The organism is Candidatus Corynebacterium faecigallinarum, assembly GCF_052264515.1.
GTDB classification, from domain to species: Bacteria; Actinomycetota; Actinomycetes; order Mycobacteriales; family Mycobacteriaceae; genus Corynebacterium; species Corynebacterium faecigallinarum.
Map to the genome: position 1 here is coordinate 23,436 of NZ_JBQQOC010000006.1, position 11,001 is coordinate 34,436.

The 11,001-nt window shown below is 67.1% G+C and carries 14 protein-coding genes; 6 read left to right on the top strand and 8 right to left on the bottom strand.

The genetic code is table 11. From position 1 onward, the window contains the following. Window positions 1–67: 67 nt before the first annotated feature. On the top strand, window positions 68–892 hold the full coding sequence (locus tag ACTXPP_RS04380; protein WP_443341094.1) for an MBL fold metallo-hydrolase: 825 nt from the start codon (window positions 68–70) through the stop codon (window positions 890–892). Between the two features lie 57 nt (window positions 893–949). Here ACTXPP_RS04380 and ACTXPP_RS04385 read toward each other — a convergent pair whose 3' ends face one another. Both ACTXPP_RS04385 and ACTXPP_RS04390 read right to left on the bottom strand, forming a co-directional pair. Continuing rightward, window positions 950–1,234 carry a hypothetical protein gene (locus ACTXPP_RS04385; protein WP_443341096.1) on the bottom strand — a complete coding sequence of 95 codons (285 nt, stop codon included), beginning with the start codon at window positions 1,232–1,234 and terminating at the stop codon, window positions 950–952. A 23-nt stretch (window positions 1,235–1,257) separates the two neighbouring features. Continuing rightward, window positions 1,258–1,809 carry an MFS transporter gene (locus ACTXPP_RS04390; protein ID WP_443341098.1) on the bottom strand — a complete coding sequence of 184 codons (552 nt, stop codon included), beginning with the start codon at window positions 1,807–1,809 and terminating at the stop codon, window positions 1,258–1,260. 47 nt (window positions 1,810–1,856) lie between these two features. Here ACTXPP_RS04390 and ACTXPP_RS04395 point away from each other — a divergent pair, with 47 nt between their 5' ends. Beyond that, the gene (locus tag ACTXPP_RS04395; RefSeq protein WP_301494703.1) at window positions 1,857–2,333 is read left to right on the top strand and encodes a MarR family winged helix-turn-helix transcriptional regulator; all 477 of its coding nucleotides are present in this window, start codon (window positions 1,857–1,859) and stop codon (window positions 2,331–2,333) included. Here the strand turns inward: ACTXPP_RS04395 and ACTXPP_RS04400 are convergent. The 3 genes from ACTXPP_RS04400 to glxR all read right to left on the bottom strand — a co-directional run bounded on the left by ACTXPP_RS04400 (window position 2,284) and on the right by glxR (window position 4,776). Beyond that, the gene (locus ACTXPP_RS04400; RefSeq protein WP_301494704.1) at window positions 2,284–3,207 is read right to left on the bottom strand and encodes a DMT family transporter; all 924 of its coding nucleotides are present in this window, start codon (window positions 3,205–3,207) and stop codon (window positions 2,284–2,286) included. The two genes, ACTXPP_RS04395 and ACTXPP_RS04400, sit on opposite strands and share 50 nt — an antisense overlap. After that, a complete protein-coding gene (locus tag ACTXPP_RS04405; RefSeq protein WP_301494706.1) occupies window positions 3,204–3,851 on the bottom strand; it encodes a TetR/AcrR family transcriptional regulator in 648 nt (215 codons plus the stop codon). Before ACTXPP_RS04405 ends, ACTXPP_RS04400 begins: the two co-directional genes overlap by 4 nt. A 241-nt stretch (window positions 3,852–4,092) precedes the next feature. Then, complete coding sequence (glxR, locus tag ACTXPP_RS04410) at window positions 4,093–4,776, bottom strand: CRP-like cAMP-activated global transcriptional regulator GlxR (protein WP_301494708.1); 684 nt, start codon at window positions 4,774–4,776, stop codon at window positions 4,093–4,095. 206 nt (window positions 4,777–4,982) lie between these two features. Here glxR and nth point away from each other — a divergent pair, with 206 nt between their 5' ends. From nth to ACTXPP_RS04430, 4 genes are read left to right on the top strand one after another with little or no spacing between them, the layout of a single operon-like run. Next, entirely contained in the window at window positions 4,983–5,768 is a 786-nt protein-coding gene (nth, locus tag ACTXPP_RS04415) for an endonuclease III (RefSeq protein WP_301494710.1), read from the top strand. Next, window positions 5,765–6,505, top strand: coding sequence for a TlpA family protein disulfide reductase (locus tag ACTXPP_RS04420; protein ID WP_443341101.1), 741 nt, complete (start codon window positions 5,765–5,767; stop codon window positions 6,503–6,505). The genes nth and ACTXPP_RS04420 overlap by 4 nt, the downstream gene beginning before the upstream one ends. Continuing rightward, on the top strand, window positions 6,502–7,407 hold the full coding sequence (locus ACTXPP_RS04425; RefSeq protein WP_443341103.1) for an NUDIX hydrolase: 906 nt from the start codon (window positions 6,502–6,504) through the stop codon (window positions 7,405–7,407). Before ACTXPP_RS04420 ends, ACTXPP_RS04425 begins: the two co-directional genes overlap by 4 nt. Next, complete coding sequence (locus ACTXPP_RS04430; RefSeq protein WP_443341105.1) at window positions 7,404–8,600, top strand: MarP family serine protease; 1,197 nt, start codon at window positions 7,404–7,406, stop codon at window positions 8,598–8,600. The genes ACTXPP_RS04425 and ACTXPP_RS04430 overlap by 4 nt, the downstream gene beginning before the upstream one ends. On the opposite strand, the gene ACTXPP_RS04435 is transcribed toward ACTXPP_RS04430, so the two are convergent. The 3 genes from ACTXPP_RS04435 to ACTXPP_RS04445 all read right to left on the bottom strand — a co-directional run bounded on the left by ACTXPP_RS04435 (window position 8,593) and on the right by ACTXPP_RS04445 (window position 10,936). Then, window positions 8,593–9,501, bottom strand: a complete 909-nt coding sequence (locus ACTXPP_RS04435) for an alpha/beta fold hydrolase (RefSeq protein ID WP_301494717.1) — start codon at window positions 9,499–9,501, stop codon at window positions 8,593–8,595. The genes ACTXPP_RS04430 and ACTXPP_RS04435 overlap by 8 nt on opposite strands. 11 nt (window positions 9,502–9,512) lie before the next feature. Next, the gene (locus ACTXPP_RS04440; protein WP_301494718.1) at window positions 9,513–10,016 is read right to left on the bottom strand and encodes a phage holin family protein; all 504 of its coding nucleotides are present in this window, start codon (window positions 10,014–10,016) and stop codon (window positions 9,513–9,515) included. Between the two features lie 89 nt (window positions 10,017–10,105). After that, window positions 10,106–10,936, bottom strand: a complete 831-nt coding sequence (locus ACTXPP_RS04445; protein ID WP_443341180.1) for an HAD family hydrolase — start codon at window positions 10,934–10,936, stop codon at window positions 10,106–10,108. Between the last annotated feature and the right edge of the window lie 65 nt (window positions 10,937–11,001).

Consider the following 11,001-nt stretch of genomic DNA (forward strand, 5'->3'; position numbering starts at 1 on the left):
CCCGAAGGGGATCGGGGCCGCCGACGTCGAGGTGTCGCTCCGCCGTTTCGACAGTAGGATTGGCGGCATGGAGCATCCCGCGTACAGCCAGTTGCGTCCCGTCGCCCCGTCCACCGGCGTAGTGCTGTGTGACAACCCCAGTTACCAGGCCCTCGAAGGCACGAACTCCTGGATCGTCCGCGCCCCGGGTGACTCGTGCAGTGTCATCATCGACCCCGGCCCGCAGGACGAGGGGCACCTCAACGTCCTGCATGCCAAGGCCACCGCGGGAGGGGCGGAGGTCGTCGCGATCCTGCTGACACACCACCACCCCGACCATGCCGACGGCGCTGCCCGGCTACGGCAGCTCACCGGTGCGCCGGTCCGTGGCTTCGACAAGCGCTACAGCATGGGCGCCGATCCCCTGGTCGACGGTGAGATCATCTCCTTCGACGGTCTCACCCCCGCCATCGAGGTCGTGCACACCCCGGGGCACACCGATGATTCGGTGTGTTTCTTCATCCACACCGACGGTGGTACCACCGACGCCGATGTCGAGGGCATCGCCACCGGTGACACCATCGCCGGCCGGCACACCACGATGATCTCCGAGACCACCGGTGACCTGGGACAGTACCTTGAGACGCTGCGGGGCCTCTCCGAGCGTGGGCAGGGTATCCGTCTGCTCCCCGGTCACGGACCGGACCGTGAGAACACCGCCGACCTGGCGAATAAGTACCTGGAGCGCCGCGAGCACCGGTTGCGGCAAGTCACCGAGGCGCTCGGGGTGCTCGGTGACGACGCCACGGTGGGCCAGATCGTCGACGAGATCTACACCGACGTCGACCCGGTGCTGCGCGACGCCGCGAAACAGTCGACCCGGGTGGCACTACGCCACCTGGGCAAGCTGTAGCGGATACAGTTCGGCCCCGGCGGCAGGTTGCCGTCCGGGGCCGAAGTGCGTCAGTCGTTAGTTGTCGTTGTCCGTGCTGACCTCGCGACGACGGTGACCGTCGCTGGGGGTCGCGGGGGACAGGGCGATCGCTACGTTGGCGATGACCGAAGCCACCAGGGCGGTGATGGCCAGCGGGACGGGATCCATGTCGCCACCGAGGCCGACCAATGGGGCGACGATGCCGGCCAGGCCGAACTGCAGGAAGCCGAGGACGGCGGAAGCGGAACCGGAGGCCTGGGGGACGGCGTCCAGGGCCAGGGCGGTGGTGTTACCCATGACCAGGCCGAGGGATCCGACCATGATGAGCAGCGGGAGTATCAGACTCAGCGCCGGGGCGTCCACCAGGCAGAGGAGGCCGTAGAGGGCGGCGCCGAGCAGGTTGATGCCCAGGCCGGTGCGGGCCAGCGAACGAACCGGAACCGGGCGGTCAACTTCGCCGACAGGATGCTGACGACCATGAGGGCCAGGGCGTTGACGGCGAAGGCGATACCGTACTGGACCGTGCTCAGACCCATGTACTTCTGGTACAGGAACGGCAAGGCGGAGATGTAGGCCATCATCGTGGCGACCGAACCGATGATCAGCGGGACGCGGCGTCCCGCCTTGTCGGACCAGGGGCCGAAGAAGAGCTGGCCGACGGCGGTGCCGATGAGGAAGGCGGTCAGCGACAGCTGTGCCCCGGAGGCGGTTGTGGACAGGTCGTCGGCGATCTGCGGCATGGCCGGCAGGTACAGGTCCGTGACGAAGGGAGCCACGGCGGCCAGCAGGCCGAGGGTGAGCAGCAGTGCCATCGGGATGGCGGGGGAGGTAGTGGCGCTGGTGGGGGTAGTGGTCCCGGTGGTCTGGTCCGGGGTGCTCTGGTGAGCCTCGGTCATGCAGTGGCCTCTTTCTGTGCGAAGTTAGCTATGCTAGAATAGCAAGAATGGATCGAGTCAATCAGCTGGCCATGCTCGCCGACACCGTCGTCCGTCTCGCCCGCCGGATACAGGTCATTGACATGCCCGATGACGTTGAATTCCTCAGCAACCTGGAGACCATCGTGATGAACCGCATTGACGATGCCCCGGGGATCACGCCGAAACGGCTCGCCGAGGAGCTGAACCTCAAGAGCAGCAACACCAGTGCCGCTCTTCGTCAGCTCGAGGCGAAAGGCCTGGTGGACCGTCGTCCTGATCCCACCGATGGCCGCGGTGCCTGTATCTTCCCCACGGCTTTCGCGGAGCAGAACCTGAACCGGGTTCGTAAGGTCCTCGGCTCCAGGTTGGACGAGGTGTTGGCTCGTCCTGACGCTGGCGCTGCCCCCGTGACCGGCGCCGACCTCGCCGTGACACTCGATGTCCTGCGCGTCCTCAACGACGGGATGGAGTTGCCGCCAGAATCACCAGCACCAGGCCGATGAGCGCGAGCCCGACCCAGCCCACCGGGGAGAGACGCTGCCCGACAACCGCCACCGCCAACAGGGCGGCGACCGCGGGCTCCAGCAGCGTCACCGTGGTTGCGGTACTCGGTGACAGCCGGGTCAGGCCGATGCCGAAAAGGACGTAACCCAGGAACATCGGGACCAGCGCGATGTACATCGCGACGCCGACGTTCTGTGCCGAGTCCAGGATCGGCGCCCCGGTGAACAGCAGCACCGGCATCAGTATCGCGCCACCGATCCCGAAGACCGAGCCCATCGCAGCGGCTCGTCCGGTGCCCGCCATCATCAGGCGGAACGCCGCCCATGAGTACACGGCGTAGGACGCGCCGGCCAGCAGTCCCAAGGCCACGCCGCCGACCATCTCCGGGGTGCTGGCTACGGTTTCGCCGCCGGCACCGCCCGTTTCCCCGCTCGGCAGGCAGATCAGGACCGCACCGGTGATCCCGGTGAACGCTGCGGTACTCCACCATGGCCCGAGGCGTCCTTCTCCGGTGGAGCGCTCGATCACGCCGGCGGCCAGCGGTGCCGAGGCCAGCGAGACCACCGTTCCGACGGCGACGCCAGCGACATGCATGGAACTGTAGAACGCCAGGGGATAGGTGAAGACCGCGACTCCGCCGAGGACGACGAGTCTCCATTTGTTCCGCAGCAGCTGACGCTGCTCGCGGAGGGCGGGCACGGCGATAGCGGCCTGCAGTAGGCCACCGATGCCCAGGGAGAATGCGCCGATTGCCAGTGGGCCGACGCCTTCGGCGAATGTGGCGGCGGTGCCGGTGGTTCCCCACAGCACCGCGGTGACGACGACGGCGAGCAGGGCGGGGATGCGCGACGGTACGGTGCTGTCCGTGGTCATGGCCGGGTGTCCGGCGGGGTGTTCGGCAGAGCGTCCAGCAGGGCGCCGATGATGTCGCGGGCCTCGTGCAGTCGCGCTGGGCTGCCTTCCAGGCCGGCGCGGGTGACGGCGCCCTCGAGCAGGAAGGAGATCTGGACGGCGGTTGCTGCGGCGGTGTCGGGGTGTCCGATGCTCAGAGCGCTGGCCAGCAGATCCTCCACCTGCTCCTTGTGACGTCGGACGGTGGCCCGTGACTCCGAGTCCGGCGGGAACTCCGCGGCGGTGTTCAGCAGGCCGCATCCGCGGAAGTGGTCGCCGTCGGCGGTGGCATGGTCGATGTAGGCGTCGACCACGGCGATCACGCCGACGCGGGTGTCGCCAGGGGTGGGGAGGTTCTCGGGGGAGGACGCGTCGGTGTCGGGAGAGGTTCCGCCTGAGTCGACCCGCTGGCGGTAGAGGTCGATCCACTGGTCGTGGCGGGCCTGGATGTAGGCGGTGACCAGGTCGTCCTTCGAGGCGAAGTTGTTGTAGAGGCTCTTGCGGGCCACTCCGGCGTGCTCGATGACCGTGTCGATGCCGGTGGCGGTGATGCCACGCTTGTAGAAGAGTTCTGCGGCGGCGGCGAGGATCCGCGCACGCGCGGGACGTGGTCGTGTCGTCGGCATGAGGGGCGCTCCGGGTAGGTCGGCGTCAAAATGAAAGTAGCCAGATCAGTCTACCTACTTTCGTGGGGAGAACGCGAATGCACGGGTTGCGAGACAGAGGTGTAGTTTCGCGTACCCATTTCGGTCATCCCACGTGTAGTGGAGTGACAGATATGGGTACACCTAGCCGCATCCCGGGCATAGGGAAAACCCCACCTGCACCGCCAGTAGCGGTGCAGGTGGGGTTGGGATGCGAAGAGTACTACCGCGCGCGCTTGGCCAGACGCTCGGTGTCGGAGATCAGCACCGACTTGCCCTCCAGTCGGATCCAGCCGCGGTGGGCGAACTCGGCCAGCGCCTTGTTCACCGTCTCGCGGGAGGCGCCGACCAGCTGGGCGATCTCTTCCTGGGTCAGGTCGTGGTGCACCCGCAGTGCGCCGCCCTCCTGGACGCCGAAACGGTTCGCCAGCTGCAGCAGCGCCTTGGCCACGCGGCCGGGCACGTCGGTGAAGATCAGGTCGGCCAGGGCGTTGTTCGTCCGACGCAGGCGACGGGCCAGCACCCGCAGCAGCTGCTCGGAGATCTCCGGGTGGTCCGAGATCCAGTCGTGCAGCATCTGGGAGTCCATGACGGCCGCGGTGACCTCGGTGACACACACCGCGGCGGAGGTACGCGGACCCGGGTCGAAGATGGACAGCTCACCGAACATGTCGGACGGCCCCATGATGGTCAGCAGGTTCTCGCGACCGTCCGGGGCATGACGGGCGAGCTTGACCTTGCCGTCGATGATGATGAACAGCCGGTCACCGGGCTCCCCCTCGTCGAAGATGGTTGTCCCGCGGGGAAAGGTCACCGACTCAAGCTGCTCAATGAGCGCGTTGACAGCCGTGGACTCGACTCCCTGGAAAATTCCGGCGCGAGACAGGATCTCAGGTACTTCGCCCATAACTCGTCTGACTCCTGGTCTAGGTTTAACTTGGTGCACGACGCCGGTGTGCCCGGTCGAATGTGCCTGCCACGGTGACAGGTTCGTCACAATGGCATTGTGTGAAGGGTCACTGCACACATTACAGCGTGCGGTCGACGGAGAGGTGGAGTTTGGGGAGTTCCCGCGCGTTGCCTCCCGTTTCGGGCGGCTAGACTGATGCCATCATGGTTGACTCCCGCCCCAGCGTTTCCAGTGTCTCCGGTGCCGCCAGTGCCGCCAGTGTCTCCGGTGCCTCCAGCTTCACTGACGCACACCGCACGCACGGCACGCACAGCACACCGCATGCACCGGCCACCCCGCTGGCGCGCACCCGTCGCGCCCGTCGGATCAACCGGCTGCTCGCCGACGAGTACCCAGACGCCCACTGCGAGCTCGACTTCACGACCCCCCTGGAGCTGGTCGTTGCCACGGTGCTGTCGGCACAGTGCACCGACAAGCGGGTCAACAAGGTGACCCCCGCGTTGTTCGCCGAGTTTCCGGACGCAGCGTGCTACGCCGGTGCCGACCGCGAGCACCTCGAGGAACTCATCCGTCCGACGGGCTTCTTCCGGAACAAGGCGGCGAACCTCATCGGTCTGAGTGCCGCCCTGTGTGACCTGCACGGCGGGGAGGTTCCGGGCACGATGGCGGAGCTGGTGGCGCTGCCGGGGGTGGGGCGCAAGACCGCCAATGTGGTGCTCGGCAATGCATTCGGGGTTCCGGGATTCCCGGTGGACACCCATGTCGGACGCCTCGTCCGACGACTGGGGCTGACCACCGAGACCGATGCAGTCGTCGTGGAACGTGAGATCACCACAATGGTGGAGAAGAAGGAGTGGACGATGTTCTCTCACCGGCTGATCTTCCACGGCCGCCAGGTCTGCAGCTCACGCGCCCCGAAATGCAACGTGTGCGTGTTGGCGACACTGTGCCCGTCGCGCGCCGCGAGTGAGCAGGAGAGGGTCAAGTGACGCAGGACGCCACCGGAAACAGCACCGGTAACGAGACCCGGACCCGCAATATCCTTCTGGCCATCGCCCTGGTGGTCGGCCTGGGGATCGCCCTGGTGCCGTTGGGACTCTCGGTGCTCGGCGGGGACCCGCCGGAACCGGAGACACCCCCGGCGGCGTCGGGGACGTCGGGGGCGTCAGCCACCGGCGAGGAGATCCCGGACGCCACGACGACCCCCGACCCGGTCGGGACGTCCTACACCGTGGGCGAGGGGCAGCGCATCGACTGCCCCACCCCCGACGGCGACGCGGCGGGGCTGTCGGCCGACGCCGAACTCGCCGACGTCACCCTGCCCTGCCTGACCGACGGTGGGACACCGTCGACGATGTCTGTGGCGGAGTTGATCGCCGGACGCCCCACCCTGATCAATGTGTGGGCCTGGTGGTGCGGCCCCTGCCGGCAGGAGCTGCCGGTGTTGCAGGAGGTCGCCGAGAAGCACCCGGAGTGGAACATCGTGGGGGTGCACGTCAACGAGCGTGGCCAGGCCGGTGTCGACCTCCTTTCCGAGCTGGACGTCCGCTTCGCCAGCTTCCAGGACTCCTCCGGTGACCTGGTGGCGGCGGCGAATCTGCCCGCGGTGGTGCCGCTGTCGCTGATCATGCGGCCGGACGGGACCCGGGCCGAATTGCACCCAGGGGAGTTGACCTCGGTCGATGAGGTCGAAGAACTGATGACAAGTAGTATGGGTGCCGCATGAACTCTGCACCTGACCTCCCGGAGTACTCGCTCGACGACTGGCTCGCCGCCGGATCTGTCCAGCCTGTGCTCCCGGACGACCTTCCCGACTGGCTGGAGCCCCTGGTGACCGCCGCGCGGTCCGGGGTGGAGACCGGCATCCTCGGCGATGCCGGACGTGACGTCCCGGAGTCCGGTCCCGGCGGTGAGCAGCCCCGCTACTCCGCTGTGCTGATCCTGATCGGCCACGGCGACGGTGACGGTGGCGGGGACCCTACGGTCCTGCTGACCCACCGGAACCCCAGGATGCGCACCCATTCCGGGCAGATCGCCTTTCCCGGGGGACGCCGCGAGTCCGTCGATGCGTCCCCGATCCACACCGCGGTTCGTGAGGCGGTCGAGGAGACGGCCTGTGATCCGGGGTCGATCGTGCCGGTCGCGCTGCTGCAGCCGCTCTACATCGACCGGACGAATCACGCGGTCATCCCGGTTCTCGCCTGGTGGCGCACCCCGGGGCCGGTGCATCCGGCCACCGAAGAGTCCGACTGGGTGCGTCCGGTGCCGGTCGCTGATCTGGTGGCCCCCAAGGTGCGCAGCCGGATCGGTTTCCTGGACTGGCATGGACCGGCGTTCTCCATCGACGGATACCTGTTGTGGGGGTTCACCGGTGGGGTGGTCGACGCAGTACTGAACCTGGCCGGCTGGGAGCAGCCCTGGGAGGAGCCCTGGCAGGATGGTCAGCCGGTCGATGTCGTCGACCTGTTCGCCGCCCTGGAGACCTCCCGTAACGGTGAGAACCTCGTCCCGGCCCTGCTGGGCGACGAGGTCGGCGGGGAACTGCAACAGAGCCCCGATCAGGATAGTGTCACTGCCAGCACTACAACGAGAGACACAACAAGGTCAGCCAAGGAGGTGGACGGGTGAGCGGTTCGACGATCCTGGACATCGTCATCGTCGTTATCGCACTGTTCGCCCTCGTCTCCGGTTGGCGTCAGGGTGGGGCCTCCGCGGCCCTGTCGATGATTGGTGTGTTGGTCGGCGGAATCGTCGGCCTGCGCGTTCTGCCGTCGATCATGAACCACGTCGACGGTGAGAACGTCCGTTTCGTCGTCGCCTTACTGGTCGTCGCCGGTGCCGTTGTCGTCGGCTACACGATCGGTTCGATGATCGGTAACAGGCTGCGCGACACGATCCGCACCCGTGCTGTGATGCGGGCGGACTCCGCGGTGGGGGCGGTGGTGCAGGTCGTAACCACCTTGCTGGTCGTTTGGCTGGTGATTGTGCCGGTCGCCGGTAACAACTCCGGAGACCTGGGCAAGGCGGTACGCGGGTCGTCGATCCTGTCCGGGGTCAGCACCATCGCCCCGGGCTGGCTGGAGTCCCTGCCGTCGCAGACGGCGTCCTTCTTCGGTGACTCCGGTTTCCCGGTCATCACCGACCCCTTCACCGACATTCCGGACACCGAGGTGGACCTCCCGGACTCCGAGCTGGCACGTACCGCCGCGGTCCAGCAGGCCCGACCGTCGGTGGTCCGGGTCGTCGGCGAGGCCGAACAGTGCAACCGCATCCTGCAGGGCACCGGCTTCGCCGTCAGCGAGGATCTGGTGATGACCAACGCCCACGTCGTCGCCGGTACCGGCAGTGTGATGCTGGAGACCACCGAAGGGGATGCACCGGCCCAGGTCGTGTACTACAACCCGGAGGAGGACATCGCCCTGGTCCGCATCACCGACGGCACGACGCTGCCGATCCTGGAGTGGGCATCTCTGCCGGGACAGCACAACCAGGACGCCATCGTGCTGGGCTTCCCGCTCGGCGGGGACTTCCAGGCCACTCCGGCGCGGGTACGCGAGCAGTTCGTGGTCTCCGGTCCGGACATCTACGCCGACACCCGCGTCGACCGTGAGGCCTACACCCTGCGCGGCACCGTGGTGCAGGGCAACTCCGGTGGCCCGCTGATCGACACCAACGGGGAGGTCCTGGGACTGATCTTCGGAGCTGCGGTGGGTGACTCGGAGACCGGGTACGCCCTGACGAAGGACGGGGTGTTGTCCAACGTCGGTGACCTGGACGACCACCAGGCTCCGGTAGACACCCAGAAGTGCGTGGTCAGCTGAGCGTCCGGCGGATCAACGCGGCGACGGCCGGAGGATCCTCGATATGGGGGAAGTGGCCGACGCCGTAGAGCAGTTCGGTGCCGGAGCCGTCACCGCCGCGCGCAGCGGAACGACGGGCGATCTTCGGAGTGTACGCCGGGTCCATCGACCCGTCGACGCAGAGTGCGGGGGCGTCGGTGTGCTTCGGGATGGTGCGGTTGAAGTCGCCGCCCTCCGGGCGCAGACGACTGCGCAGTGTCCACCGGCGGTATTCGCAGGACAGGTGCGGGACCTTGTCGATCTGCATGCCCTCGCGGCGGAGATCCTGGTGTTTGCGGCAGGTCTCGGTGTCGCGGAAGCCCGGGGCGACCTGCTGCCGGAAGGAGTCGGCGACGATGGCCGAGTTGTCCTTGCGCAGTGCACGTTCCGGCAGGCGGGGCAGCTGGGCGAACAGGGAGGCGCGGATGCGAGACCACTGGGACACCGGGTGGGTGAGGATGTTGCGGGCCAGCGCCAGGGGATGGGCAGAGGCCAGCGTGATGATCCCGGAGACCCGCTGGGGTTCATGGGCGGCCATGGTCCAGGCCACCAGTCCACCTTCACCGTGACCGACGACCAGGGCATCGGTGTGGCCCAGGGCGCGGATGGCGCCGCACATGTCGGAGGCGGCGGTGGTCAGGTCGTAGCCACGGGGTGTCTTGTCGGAACGTCCGTAGCCGCGCAGGTCCACGGCGGCGAGTCGGACGGGGATGTCGGCAGCGGCACGGAATTCGGACATGATCTCGTCCCAGTCGAAGTGCCCGCCGGCGAAACCGTGGATCAGCAGGACCAGGGGCGCGTCAGCGGGCCCCTGGACCTGTACGTGCAGACGAATGCCCCGGGTGTGCACGTACCTGTGCTCCGGGGCGGTCGGGGAGGTCACTGTGTCTGGACCTACGTGAACATCCCGCTGTCCTGCTCGGCCGTCTTGTTGCCTGGCACGACAGACTTGAGTTCACCGACCGAGTCGATGGTTGCCTGGGGTTTCTCCACGCCCTTGATGAACTTCACACCGACCAGGGCCAGGATGGCCACGAGGACGAACATGATCAGGAAGACCACGAGGAAGGCGACCCAGCGCGGCATCCAGTTGTCGAGCAGCTCAGCGAGGAAGAAGAAGAAGAAGAATGAGCTGTAGGCCAGCACGACCGCGGCAGCGCCGAACATGCCGATGGCCAATCCCGCCTTCTTCGCGGAGGAGGAGATCTCGGTCTTGGCCAGCTCGACCTCGGAGCGGATCAGGGTGGAGGCCTGGGTGGTGGCGTCCTTCACCAGGTCGCCGATGCTGCCGCCGCGACCAGCCGCCTGGGCATCCACGTCCGACAGGGGGATCGAATTGACCTGCGGACTGAAGCTGTCCTTGTCGGTGAACATCCCTTTGGTGTTCTTGTCGCTCACTACGCACTCTCCTGGTGAATGGTCATTCGGGGGTAAATCGGGGTTGTCTCCAGACCATTGTGCCAGAGGTGTCCCCACCTGGTGGGACTTTACCCGTCTTCGCGCCCTCTGAGCCATACGAGCAGGCCCGCGGCGAGGGTTCCGACGAGTGCGGCGGTTCCTGCTCCGCGGGCGATGGCGCCGGTGTTCTCGGGGAGACTGAACAGTGGTTCGGTGCGTCCGAACTTCACGATCGGCCAGGCCTGGGCGGTCGCCTCGCGGCGCAGGGCACGGTCCGGATTCACCGCGGTGGTGTTGCCGACGGTGGTGAGTAGCGGAAGGTCGGTGGAGGAGTCGGAGTAGGCGAAGCTGGCGGAGAGGTCGTAGCCTTCGGCGTCCGCCAGTCGTCGCAGTCCCTCGACTTTTGCCGGGCCCTTGCAGAAGAAGGGGACGTCGCCGGTGAAGTAGCCCTCGTCGTCGACGTCGAGTTCGGTGGCGATGAGGTGGTCGGCGCCGAGTTCGTCGGCGATGGGCTGGACGAGGACGCGTGCGGAGGCGGTGATGATCGCGATCCGGTGGCCGGCGGCGCGGTGGCGGTCGATGAGGTCGCGGGCCTCGGCGTAGATGAAAGGGACGATGACCTCGTGCAGGGCCTCGTGGGCGACGGTGGCCAGGTCGGCCTCGCGGCGTCCCCGGACCATGCCGACCAGGGTGTCCCGGGTGGCGTTGAGGGATTGATCGTCGTGGCCGCTGATCATGTAGTTGCCCAGCATGATCAACATGCGCAGCATCTCGCTGGTGGTGATCAGGCCGCGTTCGGCCAGCGGCTTGCGGTAGGCCATTGATGCGGACGTGTCGATGATCGTCTTGTCGAGGTCGAAGATGGCCAGGACGCAGGACGGATCGACGCCGGGCTCGGTGCGGATCTCGAGCGCGGGAATGTCTTCGCCGGTATCGGTCACATTCTCACCATACGTTTCAATGGTCCCATGTGTTACGGGACGAG

Bases quoted from the DNA above. Each gene is read 5' to 3' on its own strand.
- nth (WP_301494710.1), top strand. From the start codon at position 4,983: ATGGTTGACTCCCGCCCCAGCGTTTCCAGTGTCTCCGGTGCCGCCAGT.
- ACTXPP_RS04400 (WP_301494704.1), bottom strand. From the start codon at position 3,207: ATGACCACGGACAGCACCGTACCGTCGCGCATCCCCGCCCTGCTCGCC.
- ACTXPP_RS04390 (WP_443341098.1), bottom strand. From the start codon at position 1,809: ATGACCGAGGCTCACCAGAGCACCCCGGACCAGACCACCGGGACCACT.
- ACTXPP_RS04425 (WP_443341103.1), top strand. From the start codon at position 6,502: ATGAACTCTGCACCTGACCTCCCGGAGTACTCGCTCGACGACTGGCTC.
- glxR (WP_301494708.1), bottom strand. From the start codon at position 4,776: ATGGGCGAAGTACCTGAGATCCTGTCTCGCGCCGGAATTTTCCAGGGA.
- ACTXPP_RS04405 (WP_301494706.1), bottom strand. From the start codon at position 3,851: ATGCCGACGACACGACCACGTCCCGCGCGTGCGCGGATCCTCGCCGCC.
- ACTXPP_RS04385 (WP_443341096.1), bottom strand. From the start codon at position 1,234: ATGGTCGGATCCCTCGGCCTGGTCATGGGTAACACCACCGCCCTGGCC.
- ACTXPP_RS04395 (WP_301494703.1), top strand. From the start codon at position 1,857: ATGGATCGAGTCAATCAGCTGGCCATGCTCGCCGACACCGTCGTCCGT.
- ACTXPP_RS04380 (WP_443341094.1), top strand. From the start codon at position 68: ATGGAGCATCCCGCGTACAGCCAGTTGCGTCCCGTCGCCCCGTCCACC.